Source organism: Thermococcus sp. ES12, assembly GCF_012027515.1.
GTDB classification, from domain to species: domain Archaea; phylum Methanobacteriota_B; class Thermococci; order Thermococcales; family Thermococcaceae; genus Thermococcus; species Thermococcus barossii.
On the sequence record NZ_SNUP01000001.1, the window covers coordinates 773,592 to 796,453 of the forward strand.

Genomic DNA, 22,862 nt, shown 5'->3' on the forward strand with positions numbered 1-22,862 from the left:
ATGTCCCCCGTTATGGGTGGAGTGCCCTTCATGGGGGTGTTTTTTATGGGTTTTCTCCTCAGTCACGGCATTCACCTGAGCCAGTCTAAGCGTGAAACGTTAATAGACTTCTTATTTCCAAAATGGAAAATTCTCCCGGATAGAGCTTGGAAATGTAACAAGTCCATGCAAGGATCGTCCAACAACCCGGAGCACCGAGTTTCAACAGGACGTTTCCGACCGATAAGGTTTTTACCCAATGGAAAGAACCCACAATATTGGAGTGAGAAAAATGGGTGACGTCGTTGTTGAGCCAGCCAGGGGGACACCCGAAGAGGCGGAACATTTCGCAGAGCTCATGGAAATGTCCGCCCCCGAGTATTTTCCCGATTTGCTCGGAAGAAAGTTCAAGGAGCTCTTCAGGGCACTTTTCCTCGAAGAAGAAAACCTCTTCAGCCACGAGCACGTGATTTTTGCGGTCTATGAGAACCGAATAGCTGGAATGCTCCTGGGCTACGACTGGAAGGCCAAGGAAAGGGAGGAAAAGAGAACCGGCTGGCTGATGCTGAAAGCCCTCGGCTTCGACTTTTTAAGGCAGCTTCCAGCTTTCATAAGCGCCGCTTCCGGTTCAGGAAAGCTTGAGGAAGGGGACTATTACATCAGCAACGTCGCCGTTTACCCGGAATTCAGGGGAAAGGGCATCGGAAAGGTCCTCATGCTGAAGGCCGAAGAACTCGCCGAACAAAGCGGGGCGAGGAGAGTCGCACTGGACGTTGAAAAGGACAACGAGAACGCGATAAGGATATACAAACGGCTCGGCTACTCCATTGAGAGGGAACACTCCATAGAGCTCGGTGGGAAGAAGTACAGGTTCTACAGAATGGTTAAAGAACTCCGAGCTACCTCAGAATCCTCATCGCGTTAAAGACCGCTATCAAGGCCACGCCGACGTCGGCAAAGACCGCCTCCCACATCGTAGCCTCCCCAAGGATTCCGAGGCCGATAAAGGCGAGCTTAACGCCGAGGGCGAAGACTATGTTCTGCCACACTATCCGCTGGGTCTTTCTGGCTATCCTGATGCCCCGGGGGAGCTTCGAGGGCTTGTCGTCCATTATGACGATGTCTGCCGTTTCTATGGCAGCATCGCTTCCGAGCGCTCCCATGGCAACGCCAACGTCCGCCCTAGCCAGTACGGGAGCGTCGTTTATCCCGTCGCCGACAAAGACCACCTTTCCGTCCCCCTTCTCCTTCTCAAGCTCCTCTATGGCCCCCACCTTGTCCTCCGGCAGAAGCTCGGCGTAGAAACCGTCGAGGCCAAGCTGCTTCGCTATCTCCTCCGCGACTTCCCTGCTGTCGCCGGTGACCATCACGACCTTCTTGACTCCAAGGCGCTTGAGCTCCTTTACAGCAAGCGGGGCGTCATCTTTTATCTCGTCCGAGATTATTATGTACCCGGCGTACTTCCCGTCGATAACGACGTGTGCCACGGTTCCCTTAACCCTGCACGTATCGTGTTCGATGTTGAAGCGGTGTAACAGCCTGTCGTTGCCCACGAGAACCTCGATTCCGTCAATCCTCGCCCTGACGCCGTGGCCGGCTATCTCTTCGTACTCGACTATCTCTGCCTCGTTGATTTCCTTGCCGTATGCCTCGCGTATGGCCTTCGCTATCGGGTGGTTCGAGTGAGCCTCGGCAAGGGCCGCGAACCTGATGATCTCCTCCTCGCTAAATCCGTTTCTCGTTTCCACCTTCGTGACCTTGAAAACGCCCTTTGTCAGCGTGCCGGTTTTGTCGAAGGCGACGATGCTTGCGTCCTTGAGTGCATCGAGGTAGTTGGAGCCCTTGACGAGTATCCCCTCCCTGGCGGCCTTCCCAATGCCCCCGAAGTAGCCGAGCGGGATCGAGAGCACGAGGGCGCAGGGGCACGAAATCACGAGAAGGACCAGCGCCCTGTAAACCCACGTTGAAAACGGGTCTCCCGTAATCAGCGGCGGAACCGTGGCTATGAGCGCCGCTATTCCGACCACCGCTGGAGTGTAGTAGTGGGCGAAGCGGGTTATGAACTTCTCGGTCTTGGCCTTTCTGGCGCTCGCGTTTTCGACTAGTTCCAGAATTCTCGATATCGTTGACTCGCTAAGCTCCCTGGTAACCCGGACCTTGAGGACGCCGCTTAGATTGACCATGCCGGAGAGGATTTCCTCCCCTTCCCTTACCGTCCTGGGAACGCTTTCGCCCGTCAGGGCGGAGGTATCTACGGTTGATTCACCCTCTATGACAACGCCATCAACGGGAACCTTTTCCCCCGGCTTTACCAGGATTGTATCGCCGACCTTCAGCTCCTCCGGCTTCACCCTAACGACCTCGCCGTTCCTGAGCAGGTTAGCGTGCTCGGCCTTGAGCGCAAGCAGTGCCTTTATGGAGCGCCGTGACCTGTCCACAGCTAGGTCCTGGAAGAACTCCCCTACAACGTAGAAGAGCATGACCGCCACTCCCTCTGGATACTCCCTGATGGCAAAGGCTCCCAGCGTGGCCACCGCGATGAGGAAGTTCTCGTCGAAGACGTTGCCGTGCAGGGAGTTGATGATGGCACTTCTAAGAACCTTCCAGCCAACGAGGAGGTAGCTCGCAACAAAGACCCCGAAGACGAAGGCGTTGTCCATGCCGTAGTAATAGCGGAGTACCACCCCGATGCCAAAGAGCATGAGCGACGGGATCATGAAGTAGAGAGCCTTTTTGGGGTCCTCTTCACCGTGCTCGTGGTGGTGGCCGTGGTGTGAGTGACCGTGCTCGTCCGCTTCTATGACCTCAACGTCCGGCTCGACCTTCTTGATTATCTCCTTGGCCTTCTCAACGTCGCCCTCTATAACCGCCTCCTTGGTGGCGAAGTTGACCAGTGCGAACTCAAAGCCCTCCTTTTTGAGGGCCTCCTCTATCTCGTAGGCACAGCTCGCGCAGTCGAGGCCCTTAAGGACGAGCTTTTTTGCCATCATTTCACCTCCGAAAGGTGCTCAATGGCCGTCCTCAGTATCTCCCTGATGTGCTCGTCGTCCAGGCGGTAGAAGACGTTCTTGCCGTCCTTGCGGTAGGCTACTATCTTCCTGTCCTTGAGAATGCGTAGCTGGTGGGAGATTGCCGAAACGGAAAGCTTGGTTATCGCCGAGAGGTCACAGGTGCACAGCTCCCCAGCCTCCATGAGAGCGAGGAGTATTTTGAGCCTGGTTGGGTTGCCCAATGCGTCGAAGAAGTCCGCCATTTCAAGTATGCGCTCCTCCTCGGGGAGTTTTGCCTGGGCCTCCAGGATTTTATCCAGATGCTCCTCGTAGACCTTACACACCTCAGTCATTCTCCATCACCTCTACATTTGAGCAGTTGTGCAAATGTTCTTATAAACCTTCCCATTTCGAAACCGGTCGAAAAATCAGAGCAGGATTATCAGAATCGAAACCCCGAGGGCGAGCAGAAAGTACGGAATCGAAAACCTGTGGAAGTCTGCCATACCAATTCCGGAGATGCGGAGGGCTATGAGGTTCGCAAGGGAGCCGACTATAATCCCCGTTCCCCCGATGTTCACACCGAGGGCAAGGGGGAGCCAGTCGGGCCTGCCCGATGAGACCAAAACAACTGTGGCAGGGACGTTGCTTATCACCTGGCTCATCCCGGCGGAAGCGAAGAGGAGCCCCACGCCATCCACCGGAAACTCCATCCCGGAGAGGGAAATCAGACGGGCAACCTCTCCGAAGTCCACGAAGATGAGGGCGAAGGTGAGAACCAGCGCCCAGTCAAAGCCGAGCAGGGCTTCCCTTCCGGCTATGAGGAGCACAACCAGGGTCAGAGGAAGCGTCCACAGCCCCCTGCCGGCCTCGGCGAGAATCACGTCCGAAACCAGAAGGCCGAATGAAGCAACGAAGAGCCTCCTTTTAACCGCCACGGGAGGCAGCCTCCCAATGGATACAGGCCCTTCCCGTATCGTGAGTGTAAAGAGCAGCAGGACAGCGAGCCAGATGCCCACCGGGAGGAGCATCGCCCGGACAAATCCCAGAAAGGAGATGCCATAGGCGTTCCAGATTATGATGTTCTGGGGATTGCCGATTGGCGTCAGGGCAGAACCGACGTTCGCCGCTATGGCCGAAAGCGTAACGGCGCGGGCGGTGTTTATCCCGGCCAGACGGGCGGTGATGACGACGAGGGGGATGAACACGAGCATCGCGGTGTCGTTCATTATCACTGCGGAGGAGAGGGCTATGATGGGGATAAGGAGAAGCATCAGCTTCCTCTCCGAGCCGCCGGAGAGCGAGATGAGCCGTATGGAAAGGCGGGTGAAGACCCCCGACAGCTCAAGGCCCTTCGAGACCAGTATGAGCGACGTTATCAGGGCCAGGCTCCTCCAGTCCACCCGCCCCGGGGTTCTGCCGGGAAGGGTGGGGTCGTGGAGAACCAGGACTAGGTAGAGCAGCAGTAGCGCTGTAAGGAACCACTCCCGCCTGGCGAAGTCCTTCAGTCTTTCAACCGCCGTGTCTCCTAACCTCCTCTGTAAGGCCGTAGTCCGGGATGAGCTCCCTGCCATCAGCCGAGACGCGGACATGCAGGATTATAAAGCTTTTCCAGGCCACCGGGACAACCCAGCAGTCCTCCGGCCCGCGGAACTCGCAGGCATCGAGAACGTGGAGCTCCTTCAGGAGTTTCTGAGTCCTCTCCCTCACTCTGCCCGGGCTGACCTCCCCGCCCGAAGAAACCGCTGGCATTCCCTTGGGAGAGGGCATTCCCGTTTTGGGGTCGTAGTGAACCCTGTCAACGGCAAAGTTCAGGTACATCACAGGGACGTCCACGTGAACATCCCCTCCTGGTGCGCGGTGAATAATCGGCATTCCCGCGGTGAAGAAGGGAAGGGCGTTTCTCACGGTCTCTATTGCCCTCTCTGCAAGTTCGGGGGTGAGTTCCCTTCGCTCGGGTCTTCCCCTTATGGGTGGCGGTACGGGTGACATGGCGAGACCACCTCAATGAATACCTGCCTACATATTGGGTGTGAAAAAAGGCCGTATAACTTTTTGGGAGCTCAGCCGTTCCTTCGATGGGCCTTGAAGAACTCCCAGATGATTTCGCTGGCGTCCATGTCCCTGCTCGTCCTTCCAATGATGCTTCTGGGAAGATACTGGTATCCACCGGGCCACGTGTGACCTCCGCCCTCTACACCGTAAAGGACTACCTCCGCGCCGTCGGTACAGTTTGAGTACCTCTCGACCCAGACCCGCGTTCCATCTTCAGGATCGGCGTCCGGAAGGTATTCCCTCCCATGCCTCACTGTACAGCCGTTTCTGGCCGCCCAGTACTCAACGGTCTCTCCGATGGAAACAGCCTCTCCAAGTTCAACCGGCCCAAAGTGGAGCTTTCCCCCATTCCACGGAACTATGGGGTCGTCAGTTCCAAGAATTATTAGAATCGGCAGGGGTGTTGCGGATGAGCAGTTTCCGTACAGGTTCTCGGACATGGAGACGCCGACAATGGCCACCGCGGCCAGCCTTTCAGGAATCTCACAGGCGAGTCTGTAGGCCATCAGCCCGCCGTTTGACATTCCGGTGATGTAAACCCTGCTTCTGTTCACGCCGTATTCATTCACAAAGAAGTCAATGAGGGCCAAGATAAAGGCCACATCGTCTATGTTCTCCCGCTGGGCGCGGTAACGTGAGAGGTTCCGGCCGTCGTTCCAGTGCCTTTCTATTCCGTCGGGATAAACCACGACGAAGCGATCCCTATCGGCGAGCTCGTTAAAACCGCCCCTGGTGAGGCGCTCCATGTCAAAACCCGTCCCTCCGCCGCCGTGGAGTGCTATTATAAGGGGCAGGTGCTCGTCCTCCGAGAAGTTCGCTGGGAGGTGGAGGATGAAAGTCCTCTCCAGCCCGTCCACCACAATCGAACCCCTAACATCACCCGGATATAGGCGGTTTTCCCTGAGAACCCGGTTGTAGCTGAACAACGCCAGAAGGAGCAGGATGAGCACTGCAAGGAGGATTATTTCCCGCTTATGTTTTCGTTCCATCGCCGCTTCCTCATTATTCTTTTGGGATTAGTGCTATATGAGGCTTTGGGGGAACTACTCCGCGGACAGCAGGTAGACGCCGGAGAGCATGAGGACGCCGAAGAACGCTTTAAGGGCGGTGAAGCTCTCACCGAGAACAAGAAAAGCGAAGAAAGCACCAATCAACGAGGACGTCGAGAAAATTGCCCCCGTTCTCATCGCCCCGATCTCCCTAAGGGCAAACAGGAACAGCACGATGGAAAAGCCAATGCTGAAGGCCCCGACCGTCAGTACATAAGGAAGGCTCCCGAGCGGAACACTCATGGGAATTCCCAGGAGAAACGCCAGGCCCAGGAGGGCGGTTCCCCCAAGTAGCCCCTTCAGGGACGTCACGAGCAGCAGGTCCCGCTTGAGGCTCAGGAGCTTGCTCAGGTTGTTGTCCACAGCCCAGAAAAATCCGGCCAGAACGACCAGAATGTTGCCTATGAGGTTTTCTGCCAGCTGGACGGCCCCCAAATTTTCCGTTGAAACCACGACCGCCCCAATCAGGATGAGCAGAATGCCTGCAACGCCCCGTCTGTGTGCCTTCTCCTTGAAAACAGCTATGGCAATCAGCACGGTGAAGAGCGTTTCCGTGTTAAGGAGCAGGGAAGCGTTGACCGCGGTGGTCCTCTCAAGGCCGAACATGAAGAAAATCGGGGCCAGGAATGAGCCGAAGAGAACCACCAGCGCCAGTATCTGAAGGTCGCGTCTTGAAAATGACCCCTGTGTTTTGACCTTGAACTCGAGCCTCCTGAGGAGCCTCTCTTTAATCGGGGTGAAGCGGAGGAGCATGAGGACGACTCCCGCCGTCAGATAGATGCTCCCGGCGACCACCATCGGGTGAACATCCCTGAGGGCGATCTTGTTCAGGGTGGAGCTTACCCCAAAGAGAACCGCAGCTAAGAGGGCCCCCACGTAACCGTAGTGATGTGTCATGCATTACTGTTGAAAAAGGAGCTTTATAAGGTTGATTCACACGAAGAGAAAGAAGATAACACCGAATCACACGATCCGAAGATTTTTCACATCACACAGCACGGCATTTTTGAGACGTCGCCTTTGAATGAAAGTGCCACAAGCTTTATCGCCTCGCTCATTGTCGGAAAGACGTGAAGCGTGTCTACAACATCACCCACTGTCATTCTGTTTCTTACTATCATCACCGCCTCGTGAATCATCTCCGCGGCATTATGGGCAAGGATATGAACCCCGAGGATTTCTTTTGTTTCCGCATTGATTACCATCTTTATCAGCCCTCTCTCCTCGCCGGTTATGAGGGCTTTCGGGACGTTTGAGAACTCCACTGTGCTGCACAGGCACTTCGTGAGCTTTTGTGCTTCTCCATCGGTTAAACCGACGCTGGCAAGCTGTGGATCCGTGAAGACGACCCTCGGCACTATTCTGTAGTCCAGCTCAATATTCCTATCCTCCAGAGCATTTGTCGCCGCAGTAAACCCCTCCTTGGCGGCGACGGTTTCAAGCATCGGTTCACCCACAACATCTCCCGCGGCATAGATATTTTCGCCCGCCCTCAGCGTTTTATCGACTACCACAAATCCCTTTTCGTTGGTTTTAACATCCGTGTTTTCAAGGCCAAGATCAGGAGTGTTGGGCTCCCTTCCTGTTGCGAAGAAAAGGTACTGCCCCTCAAACACCTTTACCCTTCCCATGACTTCGGCATGAACTTTAACCCCATCCTCCGTCCTCCCAAGGGAGTTTATTTTCACGGAAGTGGCCACATCGACACCTTCTTCGCTTAGGATGTTCTCAAGCTCTATTGCCAGCTCGGGCTCCGCCTGTGGCATTATCCTGACACTCCTCTGTAAAAGGGTTACCTCAGCTCCAGCTCTCGCAAAGATCTGGGCAAATTCCAGCGCCTGAGTCCTTCCCCCAATAATTATAACGGACTCTGGAAGTTCTCCAAGCTCAAGGGCCTCAACGTGCGTTAAAATCCTTTCTCTCACTTCTTCCACTCCTTTTATGGGGAGGATTTTCGCTTTTGCCCCCGTCGCAATGAGAGCCCTCTTAAACCCAACTTTCTCCCCATTCACCAAGACTTCATGGTTTGATTTGAACTTTGCGAAACCGTTGATGTAGTCGACGTTTTCCAGACTTCCCAACACCTTCTCATATTTTTCTCTTCTGAGCTTCTTTACGAGGTCATTTTTTCCCTTTAACAGTTTGCTAAAATCAAATTCATCAACTTTGAAGCTCAGGCCCGGGTAGTGGTTCATCAAAGCTTTTTTCTTGAGCCCCAGGGCGGTTAAAAGATACTTCGTTGGAACACAGCCAACGTTTACGCATGTGCCCCCGATTGGGCCATGATTAACCATGAGGGTTTTTACACCGAGTCCATCAGCTTTTAGAGCCGCGGCAAAACCCGCTGCACCTCCGCCGATAATAAGAAAATCATACTCATCCATTATACACACCCTGCATCAGAACTCTCAAAAATGGGAAAGACGAGTCAGTGACAACATCCGTGTCTTTTGTGGCCGTGTTCATGTCCATGGGAGTGCATCCCGTGTCCTTGCCTCATACCCTCGTCCTTAACGTATTTTTCGGGATTTGCTTCAAACTGGGCTTCGCAGTGGGGGGAGCAGAAGTAGTAGACCTTCCCGCCGTATTCGACCTTGAGCCCGGTGTCCTCACTTACCTCCATTCCACAGACGGGGTCAATCGGCATTCAGGCCACCTCCACTTCGTAGCCGTACCTCTCTATAGCCTTGATTATCTCCTCTAGGCGAACCCTTCCCGGGTCGAACTGGACAACGGCCTTCTTTTCCTCAAGACTGACTTCACCCTTTGCCCCGACGCTCTCTATGGCCTTGGTTATCCTCATAACGCAGTGCTTGCAGCTCATGTTCGGTATCTTCAATACAACCTCGGTCATCTACATCACCAATAGGAGCTAAGAAGGAAAGCTTATTGCGCTTATTGTTGGCAAGATAGAAAGAAGACAGAGGCCAAAGTTCAATCATTGAAAACTATAACGAATCAATAATCTCCTTCACCTGCTCCTCCATCGGGCGCATCAGCTCGACGACCCTCTCGCCGGCGATCTTCCAGGCAACGCTCGGAAGGGTAACGCCGAGGTAGTTCCCGTCCTCCCTGCGGTAGCCGAAGCCGGTGCAGGGAAGGAGAGCGCCGATGTTGGGGTCTATCTTGACCAGCTCCTCAACCAGCTCACTGTGGCAGATGAAGAGAAGGTGGTAGTCCGCTATTATTCCACCCTTACCCTCAGTTATCGCAATGGGGATACGTTCGCCAATGAGCAAAAAGCCCGCTTCCTCCAGCTTTTTCTTAAAACGCTCCCAGAGGAAATCCAGATCCTCGTCAAAACGTCTGACGTAGTAAAACTCCATCCCATCACCCCCAAACATTTACATGGTCTCGACCATTATGCACCTTCCAAAGCTGTACTCCACACCTTCCCCATCGAGAAAACTGGCTATTTCATCGCTTTCGGCTCCAGGCTGAAACCACAGTCTCCTGAATCCCGCTTCAACAGCCTCCCTTGCCACATCTAGGCCCGCCCGGGAAGGAACCACGAAGACTATAACGTCCACGTCTCCGGGAAGTTCCCTGACGGAGTGGTAGCATTTAAGGCCTTCAATTTCGTCGTACTTTGGATTCACGGGAAGGACTTCAAAGTCCTTCTGCAGGAGGTCTTTCAGTATTACGTTTCCGTACTTGTCCGGATTGGGGGTTGCCCCCACAAGGGCTATCTTTCCGAAGGTTCTCACGTCCATCCTCTCCACCAAAGATGAATCCCCCTTCATACTTTTTATGCATTTCTGGACAAAAATGCATAATGATGTTGCCAGGGGAGTTAAAGACGCCTCTTAACCAAAACCGCCAGAGGGACTAAAAGCAACAGGCCCGGTCCGCACACTGAATTTGATGGAGTACTGGAGGTTCTCTCGGGGGATTGAGCCGCGTTCTCACCCCCGGAATGGCCACTGAGGAATATCTCCTCCAGCCTTTTGGCATCTTCTCCTTTGACAAGGTAAGCCTTACCACCCATGAAGAGAAGAACACCATCGCTGTGTTCTGCCTCAACTATTATCTCTTCTGTCTTTGACACATCAAAGGCTCCCTCGATCACGGCGTAGAGTTTTTCCTCGTGGAAGATACCGGTTACAGGAATGCCGCTTATTCCCGTCATTTCATGGAGTTCAGAGAAGAGCCGTCTGTTGTGTTCGTTTCCTTCAAGCTCATAGTAAACCATGCTACCCGAACCAAAGTTCTCCAAGATTCCTTCCTTCACTTTCTTGCAGCTCGGACACCAGTATGCCCCGTAAACGTAGAATGAGAGCCTGGAATCGTCCACCTCTTCGAGAGACAGAGCCCCCGTATTTGGAACCAGCGGGCCCACCAGCATCAGGAGCAACAAAACACCGGCTTCAGCCTTCATGTTCATCAAGATGGAATTCATAGCAAATCCAATAAGGGTTATCCCTCCGAAAATCAAAAAAATTGTGGAGGAAGGCTTCAAAATGAAAGCCTAATGGGGCTCACGAGCTTTACATTTTCTCTTGAAAGTCTCGCCCCTCACTGCGGGGAGGAGGTCAGGTCACACTCCTTCTGCCATCCGCCCTGCGCCCCACTATGAGCTCCCGGTTATATGCTTTAATCACGAAATAGAGGGCCAATAAAAGATAACCAAACTGTACAATCACCCTGCCCCACTCCATGCTGGTGGAATAGCCGAAGAGCACGGCAAAGACCGAGCCGACAGCCCCTTTGTGGTGCCAGATGCTACCGCTCGGAATCCCGAGGTCGTAGGCTTCAGCAGAGAAAACCCCGAGGGAATAACCCTCCTCCTCTGCCCATTCTATCAGCTCGTGCGTGCCGTATCCGGCAAGTCCCGCGGCAACGAATACCAGCAGGATGGAGCTGTAGTAAAAGAACCTCTTCAGGTCTATGCGCATCCCCACGCCGTATATCAGATAAGCCAGCACGAGTGCCCCCGTCAGCCCCCCGATAAGGCCGAGGAGCGTCCCCGTCAGATTCTGGGTCATGAAGGGCGTAAGGAACAGGACTGTCTCAAGCCCCTCCCTGAAAACCACGATGAAAGTGAAGCCTATCAGGGCGAGCGGGGATATTGACCTCCTTACCCTGCTCTCTATCTCCACCCTGATGTCCTTCCCCTTTGTGGCCATCCAGTAGATCATGCTTGTGAGGACTATCACGGCGAGGTAAGAGGCCACCCCTTCAAAGAGCTCCTTCTCGGCCAAACCGCCGTAGAACTTTAGTATGCCAGCTCCAAGGAGGACGCTGACGCCAACCGACAGAGCGGTGCCTATCCACACGTCCCTTATCTGGTTCGCCCTGTTTGTCCTTCGCAGGTAGGCTATTATTATCGCCACGATTATGGCCGCCTCAAGGGCCTCCCTGAAGGTTATGAGGAAAGCGCCAACACTCATTGGGTTCACCCCCGATTTTTTAGGCCAATCTAAAATCACTCGGCCAATTTATGAATTTTATTTTTACCAAATTGAAATCTATCGAAACGAACGCAGTACTTCTCCCCTTGTCACCGGAATATACCACGTGTCAAACTCAAGAGGTTCGAACTCAGCATTCCAAGAAATAAAATTCGGCTGAACTACCCAAATCTGTGAAAAAGAGGAAAAGTTTGAGTCTATGCTGGCAAAAATGGGATAGAAAAATTTACAGAATGGAAAGGCTCATCATATCTTTCCTACCAGATCGAGACTGACTTCGAGTGTCTCCTTACCGGGTTCCCAGCTCGCCGGACAGACCTGACCTGGATGCTCCCTTACGTATTTCGAAGCCCTAAGCCTTCTCAAAATTTCCTTCGCACTCCTGCCTATGCTCAAATCGTGCATCTCCATGTGGACGACCTTTCCATCGGGGTCTATTATGAAGGTCGCCCTCCATGAAACACCCTCGTCCTCTATGTAGGTGCCGAAGAGCCTGCTCACTTTTCCGGCCGGGTCGGCGAGCATGGGATAGCGTATCTTCTTTATTGCAGGAGAGGTGTCGTGCCAGGCCTTGTGGACGTAGGCGGTATCGGTGGAAACGCTCAGGATTTCAGCCCCTTCTTTCTTGAACTCTTCGTAATACTCAGCCAGCTCCTCAAGCTCCGTCGGGCAGACAAAGGTAAAGTCCGCAGGGTAAAACGCCAGAACAACCCACCTGCCCCTGTAGTCCGAAAGCTTAACCTTCCCGATGTCGTCCTTCTCCGGGAAGTAGGCATCGGCCTCAAAGTCGGGAACGATTTCTCCAACCTTCACCATTTCTGCATCACCGTCTTCTATTAGGCATCCCTAATTTAAAAAGGTTGCTTTTACAAAGTGAAAAGTTCAAAAATCAAAGATATTCAATTCTGAAAGACAAATTTAAATATCTTAAAAACGAACCAAGTCAGGTGATGAGATGAAGCTCAAGATACTTCTCGGAACGGCAAGGGAGGGGCGGAAGAGCGAGAAGGTAGCGAGGTACATCACCGCAAAAGCCCGGGAGCTCGGCTGGGAAGCGGAGCTGATAGATGTCAGGGATTACCTCCTAGCCTATACGCACCGCTGGAAGATAACACCGGAGACGGAGCGGTATCGGAAAAAGATTCTCGAAGCGGATGCGCTCATCATAGTCGCACCCGAGTACAACGGAAGCTATCCCGGCGAGCTTAAGATACTTCTTGACACAATATACGAGGAGTACGAAGCCCTGCCACTTGGCATTGTTACGGTATCAAGCGTTACCGGAGGGGTGAGGCTCCTGCAGGAGCTCAGGCTGGCAAGCGTGAACTACCGCATGCTCCCGGTGGGACAGGTTCTTTTCTACAACGTTGATGACCTGTTCAAGGATGGAGAGCTGAGGGACGGAAAATACAAAGAAAGGGTTGAACGGCTTTTGGGAGCCCTTGAGAAGTACGCCAGAGCTCTGAGGCCGATAAGGAATGAAGTACGAAGGGAACTTGGAGAGGAAATTGGAAAATGAAGTAAAATCCAAGGGTACTGCCAAGAAAGACAAAAGACAGGGAAAATTAGCCCCTGCCGCATAGCCTTTTCAGTCAGTTCTCTTCCACACTTTCCGGTGCAAAGACGCCGATTCTGACGGGTTTGTCTTTAACAACGGCCATTGTCCTGATGGAGACCTTTCCATCCTCATCGAGAACCTTGAGGGCAATTACGGATATCTCCCTGCCGGTCTGAGGGTTTCTGCCCGTCCACACCTCAAGGAACGTACTCCCCATGTAGGCTGGGGGTGTTTTGGAGTTTACTGCGGGACCAGTTACCGCCACGAGAACCTCTCCGCCCGAATCCACGACCGTCAGCTCGACGGGCGGAATGAACGGGCCCGTTCCAAAGTCCGTTACGTTGATGTACCTGAACTCAGGCAGGGGCGTCGGATCAAAGGGCCCCGTGCCGAAACCTTCAAGGACGCCGCTGAGGAACGGACCGGTGCTCCCACGCTCCGCGAGGAAGGCTGTGTACTCGCCGGCTCTCATCCGGGTAATCCCCCTGACGCCATCCATTACTTCACTCATGAGGGTATCCTTCACCCATCCCATGCCGGCCGCTCCCCCTGCAAGTCTTCCCGTTTCGGCCCTGAAGTTTACGAGCTGTTCCGCCAGCTGTTTAAGGTCCGCCCTCTGGTTTGAAACTGGTTCAAAGGTGCTGTTGGAAGAGGGCTCGAAGATGATGGGCATCATCGTGAACTCTTCCTCGCAGACCTCCATGGGCTCCAGAGTCGTGTCGATGTTGAGCTCAAGCGGCCTGTAGCAGAACCCCCCATTCGGCGGATCTGCTTCCGCGACTATGCCGATGACCTCTTTGTCGAATCCGGGTATGCTGTAAACCCTCTTCCTGTCGGAGGTTAGAGTTCCTATCTCCTTTCCCGTCTCCGGGTCGATGAGAACCATAGCGCCGGGCATCGAATCGCTGCCGGTGACCTGTATCTTCGTCCCTCCCTCAGGGACGCCGACCATCAGCATTTCGGACGTAGCGAGTGGGGCCACTGCGAACTTAAAGGTCACTCCCGTGAGGTCATTCCCTTCAAAGTAAACCTCTTCAAACGGAACGGGCTCAGGAGTAGTGTTTCCAGTGTCCGGTTCAAATATAAACGGCGCCAATCCGGGTGAAGGGCATATGAGAGGATCCTCTGGCTCCTCCGGAATTGTGTTCATAGTGTTGCTGTCGAGGGGAAGCGGCCGGTAGCAGAAGCCCTCATCGTCAGCCATCCCAATGAGGGTGGTGTTTACGGGCGGAACCTGATAGACTCCGTTTCCATCGGGCTTGACCCGCAAAACGGTTTTCCCGGTGTTGGGATCAACGAGGCGCATGACCCCCGGCGAGTCTCCGGTGGCCTGAATCATGAAACCCTCCTTCGGGACCCCGATTCTAACAGCAATTAGCTGGCCCGCTCCAACGGTTCTTCCTCCCTCCCGGATTCTCAGGAGTGAGCCGCTTGAGATGTGGTATATCTCAATGCTCTGGGTCTCATAGCCCCTGGTGAGCTCCATCATTCTTGCCACCATCCTCTCTCTGCTTAGGGGTCTCATCTTTCCGTTATCCACAATGAAGAGCTTCCCGTCCGGCCTGTAAAAGGCCTCTATCGGTTCGCCCGTGGTGGCGTTCTCCCAGTATGCGTTTTCAACCGCCGCTATAACCATCAGGTTTCTGAGCTCGGCCAGCTGAAGGAACTTTAAATGAGCCAGCCTTTCGAGGTTGATGGTCTTTTCTCTCCCTGTGGAGTGCACTGCGTCGCGCTCAAGGTTTTCGGCTTCAATCGTGAGACCGCTTAGAGTGACCGGAGTGAGTTTGCCTTCGATTTCCTTGATTTCCCTCTCGTAGGAGGTGATTGTTTTCAGAAGGTCGTCCTGATATTTCTCCTCGCCCGAGACTTGGGGCGAAGATGTGGTGGGCTGAGAAGTTTTCCCAGTTTTAGTCTGGGTCTCGGTAATGTTTCCCTGGTCTATGCAGCCCGATATAAACGCACCGAGCATGACAATGCTTAAAAGCAGGGCAAGGCCTGCGAGCTTTCCAATCTTCATTTTTTACACCTTTTTCAGCCACGAAACGCTAAAAATCGAGAAAAATCGTCAAGTGACTTGTAGCTAAAGTTAGTCGAGAGGGTTATTAACCGTTATGCTTTCAAAGTGGAAAGGATTAAGCGAAAATGCTTTCACCCCCAGCGAGCAATGAGGAGCGAAAAGACCATTATCAACGCTATCTCGTAGGTCTCTATGAGAGCCGCCGAGGGCCAGTCTATGAAGGTTCCGAGGAGAGCAAAGGCAAACAAAAGGGTGGAGCCATGCCTTATTAGCCTCCCCTTCGTTCCGGCTCCGTATATCAGCATCCCAAGGAAGAACTGGACAAAGAAGTAGGTCGAGACGAAGACATGGGGCCTTGTCCCGCCGTGAAAGATTCCGATCAGGGCAAGAAATATCGCCGAGATGCTGATGTAGGCCCCACCAACCGTCTGGATCTTGTTCTCTGCCGCAAGGATAAGGTAGAGTGAGAATCCAAGGACAAAGACCGCCGTAACCATCAGCCCGTAGTTGTATATCCACGGTGAGGAAGCCTTTGATGGATCACCCAGGTCGCTGAGCGCGTTATCAAAGAAAGAAAACCAGGGATTTCTGCCTATGCTCCATGCCACGAAGAGCCAGTATACTATTCCGCCCGCAATTCCGGAATACCCGAGAACCTTCAGCATTGAACTCCCCACTTTAAAAATCGAGGGCATGCACTATAAGGGTATCCAAAAGAAAGGGCTCAGAGGAGCCGTTCTATGAGCTCCCCGACGTTTCCCCTGGCCTTGCCGCGGAGCCTTTCGAGGTGACTGCTCAGGGCCTCGCCGATGCCGTGGACGAAGAGGCTGAGCGCTTCGTCCCTGTCGAGTCCCCTGCTCCTCAGGTAGAAGAGCGCGTCCTCGTCGAACTGTCTCACCGCAGAGGAGTGGAATGCCGACTCGATTTCTCCGGTATCGACCTCAAGCATCGGCACGCTCACTCCAAGTGAGCCCTCGTCCATTATGGTTACCTGAGACACGACACCGCTCGATGAGTTCCTGGCGCTCTCAAAGACCTTGGCAACCCCCCTGTGCACGGTCCAGCCGTTTTCGTAGGAGAAGCCGTGAACTCTCGTCTCGCTCTCAGTCTTTTCGCCGTACTGGAGGACGTTCGTGAGGTAGTCCACGGCTCTTCCAATGGCTATCGGCATGCCCCTGAGAATCAGCTCGCTTCCCTCACCTTCAAGGGAGTAGTCCTCGCGGTGATGGCTCATCTCCCCTGCGCTTACCCCCGTGAAGGCCCTGACTTTGCTTCCCTCTCCGAGGCTCGCCCTGAGGAGATAGTGGGAAAGGCCCTTGTGCCTTCCAACGGTCAGAATCTCAAGCTCAGTGTTTCTGGCTTTGAGCTCGACGACAAGGGACTTTGTTCCCTTTTCGGCCATGTCGTAGATTATTATCGGGGCTTTAACGTTCTCGGCCTCGATGCTGACGTGGTGACTGATGAATGCCTTGCCCGAGAGATGGGAGACTATGATGAGGGGCTCCACCAGATCCCCGGTAATCCTCAGCCGATAGGCCTTCCTGAGAGCGTAGAAGTGGAAGCCAAGGATTCTGGATTCCTCCGGTTGTGAGAGGCCGAGCGTCCCTTCGCTCAGCTGGACGTTGGCGGGAAGGTTGAACTCCGCTTTGCTTCCGGAGAGAACAACGTGTCCTCTTACTGGAACCTCCCCTTCTTTCGCCTCTGTTGGAAGCCTGAGCGGTGAGTTCTCCTCGAAGAGCTTCCACTTGGTGTAGCTCTTTACGGTCGGACTGTCCCCGTACTTCTGGTAGGTGAGCCTTTCGAGGGCCCCAGGAGTTATCGAGGGAACGTTCTCGTGAGACATTAGCCAACACCCCCAACCTCGCTGAACTCCAGCTCTATGACCTTCTTGAGAACCTCGACGTACTCGAAGGGCAGCCCCTCAAGGATTTCGCTGATGAAACCCAGCACTATGAGGCTCTTCGCCTCTTCCTCGCTTATGCCGCGCGAGTTCATGTAGAAGAGCTTGTCTTCGCCGAGTTTCCCGGTCGTGGCCTCGTGAATTATGCTCGCGCTCGGCTCATCGCTCTGGTTGTGGGGATAGGTGTAGGCCCTGCTCTCCTCGTCGAGGATTAGCGAATCACACGAGACCGTCGCTGTGGAGTTTCTTGCCCCCTTGAGGATTCTCACGAGCCCGCGATAGATGTTTATCCCGCCGTTGGCGCTTATGCTCTTGGAGACTATCTTCGAGCTCGTGTTTGGAGCCAGATGCCAGGTTTTGGCTCCGGTGTCCTTCATGAATGGCCCGTTGCTCAGCGAGACGACGTACTGGGCTGTTCTGGCACCTTCGCCCTTCAGAACGCTCGACGGGTAGGTGTAGGTTATCCTGCTGCCTATGCTGCCCTCTATCCACTCGACGTAAGCTCCGCTTTCTATTATCGCGCGCTTGTTGTTGAAGTTGATGACGTTCCTGCTCCAGTTCTGTATCGTGGTGAACTTGACGGTGGCATTTTTGTGAGCGTATATCTCGACCATACCGTCGTGGAAGGAGAATCCCTTGTACATCGGTGCCGAGCAGCCCTCTATGAAGTGTATGTAGCTTCCCTCGTCAGCTACGAGCAGTGTGTGCTCGAACTGCCCCTCCAAGGCGGAACCTATGACGAAGAAAGCCTCGACCGGAAAGGGAATTCTAACTCCTTTCGGCACGTAAACGAAGACTCCCCCGCTCCAGAGGGCGTGGTGTAAAGCTGAGAACTTGTGCTCTCCCGCCGGGAAGACCCTGCCGAAGTACTTCTTCACCAAATCCGGATACTTCTGAACCGCTTCCTCCATGGGAAGCATTATGATCCCCATCTTCTCGAATTCGGCCTTGAGGTTGGAGTAGACGCTCTCGCTGTCGAAGACGGCCGTCAGGCCGGACAGAAACTTCTTCTCTATCTCCGGGATGTTCAGCCTCTCAAACGTTCTCCTAATGTTCTCTGGTAAATCATCCCAGTTCCTAACCTCATTCCCTATCTCGGGCTTTGAATAGAGGACTAAGCTCTCTAAATCGAGCTCTTCAACACCGACAACCCATTTAGGCATTGGCAGCTTATAGAAAAGCTCTAAAGCCTTGAGCCTGTGCCTGAGCATCCACTCCGGCTCGTTCTTTATGCGCGAGAGCTCCTCCACCATATCCCTCGTCAGTTCGCCCTTGAGCTCTATCTCCTTTGGATATGGAACTGCCGTTCCAAGGATTTCCTCAAGGGAACCGGCCCTGAGTATCTCCTCAAGCCTTGACTGCTGCCCCATTGCCCTCCACCGCCGCGAAGCCTTCCTCCTCAATGAGCTTTACAAGCTCCATTCCACCGGAAATCGCCATCTTCCCGTCCTTCAGTACGTGTACCCTCTGAGGGTTTAGGTACTCAAGGATCCTGCCGTAGTGCGTGATGAGGAGAATTGAAGTTCCCCCACTGTGGAGCTTGGCTATTATCCCCGCTATGACCTTGAGGGAATCAACATCAACACCGCTGTCGGGCTCATCGAGGATAAGGAGCTTGGGCTTTACGAGGTAAGCTTGAAGCATCTCGAGCTTTTTCCTCTCGCCACCGGAAAAGCCGACGTTCAGCTCCCTGGAGAGAATTGAACTGTCAAATCCAAGCTCTTCAACCGCCTGGAAAATCCTGTCGTAGGCCTCTACCTCGTCTATGCCCCGGAGGTTCCTGAGCGCCCTCTGGAGGAAGTTGATGACCTTGACGCCCTCGACCTCAACCGGATGCTGGAAGCTGAGGAAGATGCCCTTCCTGGCCCTCTCCTCGGGCTTTGCGGTTGTTATGTCTTCCCCATCAAAGAATATCCTGCCCTCAGCCACCTCGTACTTCGGATGTCCTGCAATCGTGAGGGCGAGGGTCGACTTCCCGCTCCCGTTGGGACCCATGACGACGTGAAGCTCCCCCTCGCCAAGATGAAGGTCTATTCCCCTCAGTATTTCTCTATCCGCAACCTTAACGTGAAGGTTTTCCACCTTAAGCATGAACGTCACCTCTTTTTCCTACACGATTTTGGGTAGAAACGTACACCTTTAAAACCTTTCTTCACAGATATGAGTAATAAAGGGCAAGCATTATCCCGAAGGCCTCCCTATCCCAGGGCCTTTAGGACTTGTGGGACTATTCAGACGTCCTCGGTTACATCAACCACCCAGGTAGCGGGCGAAGAAGTTCTTGGCTTCCTTCTCATCTTCAGCTCCCTGAATTACCATTCTGCCCGTCTTGAACACCAGTATCTCGGCGTAGTCGTCCTCGAACTGAATGAACTGGCTTGTCTTCAGGTACTCGATGCCGAGCTTCTCAAGCCGCTCCGCGAACTCGTCGAGGTTTATGCTCATCGGTTCTGGGGGTGTTACCTGCATCGAGCCGTCGCACATGTGCTCGACCTTTATCCGCTTTTCAAGGAAGGTGAGCTCTTTCCTCACACAGGCGGGACAGTCCTCTCTCCTCGGTATCTTTACCTTCTCGAAGTCCATGTTCTTGAGGTCAAAGAAGAACAGCTCGCTCTCGACCTCCTCGCCGAGAAGTATCTTCGCCGCCAGTGCAACGGCAAGAGATGCCGCAAAGCTCGGTACGTAGCTCATTATACCTGCTATCGCGCAGGTCGGCAGGGGCCTCTCCGGGAGCTTGGGCATCAGGCAGCGGAAACAGGCGGTTTTTCCGGGGATTACCGGCATTATGTTGCCGTAGGTTGCTAGAACACCCACGTAAATCCACGGCTTGTTGTTTTTGACTGCGTAGTCGTTTATCACCTGGCGGGTATAGATGTTGTCGGTCCCGTCGATTATAAGGTCTGCCTCGTCAAGCAGGCTTACCGTTCCGGGGTTCAGGTCTTCGAAGTGACCGGTGACCCCGAACTTCTCCTTTAGCACCTCGACCTTCGGCTTTCCGACGTCCTCCTTGGTGTATACAGTCCTAGGAAGGTCGCCCTCATCGACGAAGTCCCTGTCGATAACGATTATCCTCCCCACGCCGAGCTTGTGGAGGAAGTAAACCTCCCAGCTGCCCAGTGCACCCGCCCCCACTACTGCAACGGTGCTCTCGCTCAGCTTCCTCTGTCCTTCGATTCCTATGATCGGGAAGTGCCTCGAAAAGTCCATTTTTACATCCACCATGCTCTCACCATTGGGAAGTTTTAAAGCCCTCAAAAAAGGCTTTTGAAAACCAAAAGTTCTGGACAGTTCTGGGAAATACCAAAGCTGGGAAAGGGTATTAAACGGGTTTTCAGGAAATCCTTCTCGGTGGTGGCATGGAGTTCTTCGATGTTCTCAGAAAAAGGAGGAGCGTGAGGCGCTTCCAGGAGAGGCCGGTTCCCCGCAAACTTGTGGAAAAGCTCCTTGAGGCGGCTTTCCTGTCACCGAGTTCTTTCAACAGGAGGCCGTGGCACTTCATTTTAGTTGACGATAGAGAAAAGCTCCTGGCACTCTCAACGGCCAAGCTCGGCGCCTCCGGTCTGGCAACGGCACCAGTGGCGATAGTTGTTACCTCCGACGAAAGCAGAAGCGACGTCTGGGTGGAAGACGCGGGCATAGCAGCAGAACACATACAGCTGGCGGCGTTCGACCTCGGGCTGGGGGCCTTCTGGGTGCAGATAAGGAACAGAATGAACGATGAGAAGAGGACCGCGGAGGAATACGTGAGGGAGCTCCTTGGAATTCCCGAGAACTACCGAGTGGTGTGCATAATAGGCGTCGGCTACCCGGCCGAGAGGAAAGAGCCCCGCGGTGAGGAGGTCCTTGAGTGGGGGAAGGTGAGCCACAACCGCTTTGGTGAAGCGTGGAAGTGATTCCATTGTGTCAACCGTTCTTCCATCGAATTTTTCACAGTGCAAAAAATAAACGCCATAAAGGGGCTGGAGTAGAAAGTTCTGGTGGAGCAGGTGGAGGCTAGGGTGTGCAAATTCTGTGCCGGCGAAAGGCTTGAAGAAGTCGTTGACGTCCTCAGGAGGGCTGGCTACGAGGTGAGCGTGGAGGGATGCATAGGGCTGTGCACCAAGTACGACTGCGGAAGGATAAACGTCATCGCAGGTGAGGCTGAAATCTCGGCATCGGACATGAAGGAACTTGCAGCCCACCTCGGCACAGCGGAGGTGGGTGATGAGGGTACTGATCATAATATCAAGCCCGGATGAAAGGGCAATCCCGGCTTTATGTGGGCAGTCAACGCAATAAAGAACGGGTGGACGGAGGACGTCGAAGTGGTGCTCTTCGGTCCCATTGAAGGAGCAATTGCGAGGGAAAACGAACGCTTCATTGGATGGATAGAACGGCTCAGAGAACTGAGAAAGCTTCCGAGGGCATGCAGGAGAATAGCCGAAGAGGAAGGCTTCGAAGAGATCCTTGGAAAGAACTCCAGAGTCGGGTACGTCGGTGCGATAATTGCCGAACTTATTAGAAGAAGACTACGTTCCGGTGACATTTTGATGAAAAAAGCTTCAAAAAAATGCTTTTTAAATGTCGTTTCAACCTTTTTTCAGGTGAAAGGGGTGCGCAGGGCACTTTTAATGCTCGTGGTTCTATCGCTCTTCATACCACTGGCCAGCGCGGGGACCGTCAAATACGGGAACCTGTCGTTCCATGACGTCACAACCGAAAAGGAACTCCAGGAGCTGGTTTCCTCGAACAGCGGAAGGTACTTCTTCGTCTTCTATCACTCCGAAAGCTGCCCGGCATGCCAGTACATGAAGAGGAACGTCTTTCCAAGCGAAGAGGCAGGGAAAGCCCTAGACGGACTTGTTCTCGTCTCGGTGGATGTCTACCGGGGACGTTCAATAACCACTCTCCGCTACAGGGTCTACGACCCGGTGATAGTCATTCAGCCGGACAATGCAGGCTACTACAGGCCCAAAAACCCCGGGGAGGAAATAAGCGTCGGCGTCCCGGGAACGCCAACGATGGTGATATTCCAGGCCGTGAACGGGACGAGGGTCCTCAAGGGTGTCGCCGTGGGTGCATTGAGCCCGGAGGGGCTGACTCACTTCGTCGAAAAGGCAACGGAAGGGGAAGAAACCCAAACTGCTATCCAGTCCGATGACCAAAAGCCTCCGAGTGCCCAAGATGTTTCAGAAACCGCGAACGGAGGAAGCAACCTCAGCTTGGCCGTTCTCCTGCCGATATTCTCCGCGGGAATCGTCAGCGTGTTCTCTCCCTGCGTCCTCCCGGTAATAGTCGGAACCCTCTCCCTGACCTTCGCAAGGAGGAAGGTCGAGGCGATAATAGCCGGGATGATAGTCTCCTTCGCCCTACTCGGAGCGCTCGTTGGAAGCCTCGGCTCCTACGCTTCCCAGATACAGGGGGCGCTCTACCTGATAGGGGGGATTGGCTTCATCGTGGTGGGCATGAGCTTTGTCAGCGAGAGGTTCAGCTCCAAACTCGAGAGGTACCTGAGCTTCTCGCCGGCGGATAAGATGGCCGGCAGGAAGGGGCTGGCGTATGACTTCGCCCTCGGCTCTGCTCTGGGAGCGACGTGGCTCGGCTGCATAGCGCCATACGTCGGCTTCGCGGTGATAACTGCTGCCCTGAGCGGGGACACACTGAGCGGGGTTGTTGTAATGGGCACCTACGGCCTCGGGATGGGGCTGACGGTTTACCTGCTGACAGCATCGAAGGACCTCGGCGGGTGGGTAAACAGAAAAGTCCTCTCGAACCGGCTGTCGCTGAAGAGAGGCGCCAAGGCGAAGTGGGAAATTGTCCTTGGGGCGGTACTCATCATCCTAGGCCTGCTGATGCTGACGGAGCTTACTCCTCTCAAGCTCTGGAGCTCGCTCTTTGAATCGCTCTCAACCCTTTGAGGAGGT

The 22,862-nt window shown here is 54.0% G+C and carries 25 protein-coding genes; 5 read left to right on the plus strand and 20 right to left on the minus strand.

Annotation, left to right across the window (positions count from 1 at the left end; translation table 11 throughout):
* Nucleotides 1-271 precede the first annotated feature (271 nt).
* Nucleotides 272-904: an N-acetyltransferase gene (locus E3E37_RS04330; protein ID WP_167715441.1), complete on the plus strand. Its 633-nt coding sequence runs from the start codon at nt 272-274 to the stop codon at nt 902-904.
* Here E3E37_RS04330 and E3E37_RS04335 read toward each other — a convergent pair.
* From E3E37_RS04335 to E3E37_RS04400, 14 genes are all read right to left on the minus strand, one after another.
* On the minus strand, nt 879-2,966 hold the full coding sequence (locus E3E37_RS04335) for a heavy metal translocating P-type ATPase (RefSeq protein ID WP_167715071.1): 2,088 nt from the start codon (nt 2,964-2,966) through the stop codon (nt 879-881). The two genes, E3E37_RS04330 and E3E37_RS04335, sit on opposite strands and share 26 nt — an antisense overlap.
* Nucleotides 2,966-3,322 carry a helix-turn-helix transcriptional regulator gene (locus E3E37_RS04340; protein ID WP_167715073.1) on the minus strand — a complete coding sequence of 119 codons (357 nt, stop codon included), beginning with the start codon at nt 3,320-3,322 and terminating at the stop codon, nt 2,966-2,968. The genes E3E37_RS04335 and E3E37_RS04340 overlap by 1 nt, the downstream gene beginning before the upstream one ends.
* A 75-nt stretch (nt 3,323-3,397) precedes the next feature.
* Nucleotides 3,398-4,543 carry an SLC13 family permease gene (locus E3E37_RS04345; protein WP_240921900.1) on the minus strand — a complete coding sequence of 382 codons (1,146 nt, stop codon included), beginning with the start codon at nt 4,541-4,543 and terminating at the stop codon, nt 3,398-3,400.
* Nucleotides 4,482-4,961: a hypothetical protein gene (locus E3E37_RS04350; protein WP_167715075.1), complete on the minus strand. Its 480-nt coding sequence runs from the start codon at nt 4,959-4,961 to the stop codon at nt 4,482-4,484. The genes E3E37_RS04345 and E3E37_RS04350 overlap by 62 nt, the downstream gene beginning before the upstream one ends.
* 71 nt (nt 4,962-5,032) lie before the next feature.
* Complete coding sequence (locus E3E37_RS04355) at nt 5,033-6,013, minus strand: PHB depolymerase family esterase (protein ID WP_167715077.1); 981 nt, start codon at nt 6,011-6,013, stop codon at nt 5,033-5,035.
* A 54-nt stretch (nt 6,014-6,067) separates the two neighbouring features.
* Complete coding sequence (locus tag E3E37_RS04360) at nt 6,068-6,970, minus strand: DMT family transporter (RefSeq protein ID WP_167715079.1); 903 nt, start codon at nt 6,968-6,970, stop codon at nt 6,068-6,070.
* Between the two features lie 86 nt (nt 6,971-7,056).
* On the minus strand, nt 7,057-8,457 hold the full coding sequence (merA, locus tag E3E37_RS04365) for a mercury(II) reductase (RefSeq protein WP_167715081.1): 1,401 nt from the start codon (nt 8,455-8,457) through the stop codon (nt 7,057-7,059).
* A gap of 44 nt (nt 8,458-8,501) precedes the next feature.
* Complete coding sequence (locus E3E37_RS04370) at nt 8,502-8,720, minus strand: YHS domain-containing protein (RefSeq protein ID WP_167715083.1); 219 nt, start codon at nt 8,718-8,720, stop codon at nt 8,502-8,504.
* The gene (locus E3E37_RS04375) at nt 8,721-8,927 is read right to left on the minus strand and encodes a heavy-metal-associated domain-containing protein (protein WP_148882265.1); all 207 of its coding nucleotides are present in this window, start codon (nt 8,925-8,927) and stop codon (nt 8,721-8,723) included. It abuts the gene before it with no gap.
* 94 nt (nt 8,928-9,021) lie between these two features.
* Nucleotides 9,022-9,399 carry a DUF302 domain-containing protein gene (locus tag E3E37_RS04380; RefSeq protein ID WP_167715086.1) on the minus strand — a complete coding sequence of 126 codons (378 nt, stop codon included), beginning with the start codon at nt 9,397-9,399 and terminating at the stop codon, nt 9,022-9,024.
* 18 nt (nt 9,400-9,417) lie between these two features.
* Nucleotides 9,418-9,786: a CoA-binding protein gene (locus E3E37_RS04385; protein ID WP_167715444.1), complete on the minus strand. Its 369-nt coding sequence runs from the start codon at nt 9,784-9,786 to the stop codon at nt 9,418-9,420.
* Between the two features lie 80 nt (nt 9,787-9,866).
* Entirely contained in the window at nt 9,867-10,457 is a 591-nt protein-coding gene (locus E3E37_RS04390) for a thioredoxin family protein (RefSeq protein ID WP_167715088.1), read from the minus strand.
* 148 nt (nt 10,458-10,605) lie between these two features.
* Nucleotides 10,606-11,463 carry an FTR1 family protein gene (locus E3E37_RS04395; RefSeq protein WP_167715090.1) on the minus strand — a complete coding sequence of 286 codons (858 nt, stop codon included), beginning with the start codon at nt 11,461-11,463 and terminating at the stop codon, nt 10,606-10,608.
* 267 nt (nt 11,464-11,730) lie between these two features.
* Nucleotides 11,731-12,300, minus strand: a complete 570-nt coding sequence (locus tag E3E37_RS04400; protein WP_167715092.1) for a peroxiredoxin — start codon at nt 12,298-12,300, stop codon at nt 11,731-11,733.
* Nucleotides 12,301-12,439: 139 nt separating this feature from the next.
* On the opposite strand from E3E37_RS04400, the gene E3E37_RS04405 reads away from it, so the two are divergent.
* Nucleotides 12,440-13,003 carry an NADPH-dependent FMN reductase gene (locus E3E37_RS04405; protein WP_167715093.1) on the plus strand — a complete coding sequence of 188 codons (564 nt, stop codon included), beginning with the start codon at nt 12,440-12,442 and terminating at the stop codon, nt 13,001-13,003.
* Nucleotides 13,004-13,076: 73 nt separating this feature from the next.
* On the opposite strand, the gene E3E37_RS04410 is transcribed toward E3E37_RS04405, so the two are convergent.
* The 6 genes from E3E37_RS04410 to E3E37_RS04435 form a co-directional block, all read right to left on the minus strand.
* Nucleotides 13,077-15,059, minus strand: coding sequence for a hypothetical protein (locus tag E3E37_RS04410; RefSeq protein WP_167715095.1), 1,983 nt, complete (start codon nt 15,057-15,059; stop codon nt 13,077-13,079).
* 131 nt (nt 15,060-15,190) lie between these two features.
* On the minus strand, nt 15,191-15,724 hold the full coding sequence (locus E3E37_RS04415; protein WP_206204006.1) for a DUF998 domain-containing protein: 534 nt from the start codon (nt 15,722-15,724) through the stop codon (nt 15,191-15,193).
* Between the two features lie 59 nt (nt 15,725-15,783).
* A complete protein-coding gene (locus E3E37_RS04420; protein WP_167715097.1) occupies nt 15,784-16,902 on the minus strand; it encodes a SufD family Fe-S cluster assembly protein in 1,119 nt (372 codons plus the stop codon).
* Nucleotides 16,902-18,329 (minus strand): Fe-S cluster assembly protein SufB, encoded by a 1,428-nt coding sequence (gene sufB, locus E3E37_RS04425; protein WP_167715099.1) that lies wholly within the window; start codon nt 18,327-18,329, stop codon nt 16,902-16,904. The genes E3E37_RS04420 and sufB overlap by 1 nt, the downstream gene beginning before the upstream one ends.
* On the minus strand, nt 18,307-19,050 hold the full coding sequence (gene sufC / locus E3E37_RS04430; protein ID WP_167715100.1) for a Fe-S cluster assembly ATPase SufC: 744 nt from the start codon (nt 19,048-19,050) through the stop codon (nt 18,307-18,309). Before sufC ends, sufB begins: the two co-directional genes overlap by 23 nt.
* 159 nt (nt 19,051-19,209) lie before the next feature.
* Entirely contained in the window at nt 19,210-20,181 is a 972-nt protein-coding gene (locus E3E37_RS04435; RefSeq protein WP_167715102.1) for a ThiF family adenylyltransferase, read from the minus strand.
* Nucleotides 20,182-20,315: 134 nt separating this feature from the next.
* On the opposite strand from E3E37_RS04435, the gene E3E37_RS04440 reads away from it, so the two are divergent.
* The 3 genes from E3E37_RS04440 to E3E37_RS04455 all read left to right on the plus strand — a co-directional run bounded on the left by E3E37_RS04440 (nt 20,316) and on the right by E3E37_RS04455 (nt 22,856).
* Nucleotides 20,316-20,852, plus strand: a complete 537-nt coding sequence (locus E3E37_RS04440; protein WP_167715104.1) for a nitroreductase family protein — start codon at nt 20,316-20,318, stop codon at nt 20,850-20,852.
* A 93-nt stretch (nt 20,853-20,945) separates the two neighbouring features.
* Complete coding sequence (locus E3E37_RS04445; RefSeq protein WP_167714343.1) at nt 20,946-21,197, plus strand: hypothetical protein; 252 nt, start codon at nt 20,946-20,948, stop codon at nt 21,195-21,197.
* A 354-nt stretch (nt 21,198-21,551) separates the two neighbouring features.
* Nucleotides 21,552-22,856 (plus strand): cytochrome c biogenesis protein, encoded by a 1,305-nt coding sequence (locus E3E37_RS04455; protein WP_167715447.1) that lies wholly within the window; start codon nt 21,552-21,554, stop codon nt 22,854-22,856.
* Nucleotides 22,857-22,862: the final 6 nt, after the last annotated feature.

What these genes read in the sequence shown, in the direction of transcription:
- E3E37_RS04330 (WP_167715441.1), top strand. Translation starts at nt 272, where the DNA reads ATGGGTGACGTCGTTGTTGAGCCAGCCAGGGGGACACCCGAAGAGGCG.
- E3E37_RS04335 (WP_167715071.1), bottom strand. Translation starts at nt 2,966, where the DNA reads ATGGCAAAAAAGCTCGTCCTTAAGGGCCTCGACTGCGCGAGCTGTGCC.
- E3E37_RS04340 (WP_167715073.1), bottom strand. Translation starts at nt 3,322, where the DNA reads ATGACTGAGGTGTGTAAGGTCTACGAGGAGCATCTGGATAAAATCCTG.
- E3E37_RS04345 (WP_240921900.1), bottom strand. Translation starts at nt 4,543, where the DNA reads ATGGCAGGGAGCTCATCCCGGACTACGGCCTTACAGAGGAGGTTAGGA.
- E3E37_RS04350 (WP_167715075.1), bottom strand. Translation starts at nt 4,961, where the DNA reads ATGTCACCCGTACCGCCACCCATAAGGGGAAGACCCGAGCGAAGGGAA.
- E3E37_RS04355 (WP_167715077.1), bottom strand. Translation starts at nt 6,013, where the DNA reads ATGGAACGAAAACATAAGCGGGAAATAATCCTCCTTGCAGTGCTCATC.
- E3E37_RS04360 (WP_167715079.1), bottom strand. Translation starts at nt 6,970, where the DNA reads ATGACACATCACTACGGTTACGTGGGGGCCCTCTTAGCTGCGGTTCTC.
- merA (WP_167715081.1), bottom strand. Translation starts at nt 8,457, where the DNA reads ATGGATGAGTATGATTTTCTTATTATCGGCGGAGGTGCAGCGGGTTTT.
- E3E37_RS04370 (WP_167715083.1), bottom strand. Translation starts at nt 8,720, where the DNA reads ATGCCGATTGACCCCGTCTGTGGAATGGAGGTAAGTGAGGACACCGGG.
- E3E37_RS04375 (WP_148882265.1), bottom strand. Translation starts at nt 8,927, where the DNA reads ATGACCGAGGTTGTATTGAAGATACCGAACATGAGCTGCAAGCACTGC.
- E3E37_RS04380 (WP_167715086.1), bottom strand. Translation starts at nt 9,399, where the DNA reads ATGGAGTTTTACTACGTCAGACGTTTTGACGAGGATCTGGATTTCCTC.
- E3E37_RS04385 (WP_167715444.1), bottom strand. Translation starts at nt 9,786, where the DNA reads ATGGACGTGAGAACCTTCGGAAAGATAGCCCTTGTGGGGGCAACCCCC.
- E3E37_RS04390 (WP_167715088.1), bottom strand. Translation starts at nt 10,457, where the DNA reads ATGAACATGAAGGCTGAAGCCGGTGTTTTGTTGCTCCTGATGCTGGTG.
- E3E37_RS04395 (WP_167715090.1), bottom strand. Translation starts at nt 11,463, where the DNA reads ATGAGTGTTGGCGCTTTCCTCATAACCTTCAGGGAGGCCCTTGAGGCG.
- E3E37_RS04400 (WP_167715092.1), bottom strand. Translation starts at nt 12,300, where the DNA reads ATGGTGAAGGTTGGAGAAATCGTTCCCGACTTTGAGGCCGATGCCTAC.
- E3E37_RS04405 (WP_167715093.1), top strand. Translation starts at nt 12,440, where the DNA reads ATGAAGCTCAAGATACTTCTCGGAACGGCAAGGGAGGGGCGGAAGAGC.
- E3E37_RS04410 (WP_167715095.1), bottom strand. Translation starts at nt 15,059, where the DNA reads ATGAAGATTGGAAAGCTCGCAGGCCTTGCCCTGCTTTTAAGCATTGTC.
- E3E37_RS04415 (WP_206204006.1), bottom strand. Translation starts at nt 15,724, where the DNA reads ATGCTGAAGGTTCTCGGGTATTCCGGAATTGCGGGCGGAATAGTATAC.
- E3E37_RS04420 (WP_167715097.1), bottom strand. Translation starts at nt 16,902, where the DNA reads ATGTCTCACGAGAACGTTCCCTCGATAACTCCTGGGGCCCTCGAAAGG.
- sufB (WP_167715099.1), bottom strand. Translation starts at nt 18,329, where the DNA reads ATGGGGCAGCAGTCAAGGCTTGAGGAGATACTCAGGGCCGGTTCCCTT.
- sufC (WP_167715100.1), bottom strand. Translation starts at nt 19,050, where the DNA reads ATGCTTAAGGTGGAAAACCTTCACGTTAAGGTTGCGGATAGAGAAATA.
- E3E37_RS04435 (WP_167715102.1), bottom strand. Translation starts at nt 20,181, where the DNA reads ATGGTGGATGTAAAAATGGACTTTTCGAGGCACTTCCCGATCATAGGA.
- E3E37_RS04440 (WP_167715104.1), top strand. Translation starts at nt 20,316, where the DNA reads ATGGAGTTCTTCGATGTTCTCAGAAAAAGGAGGAGCGTGAGGCGCTTC.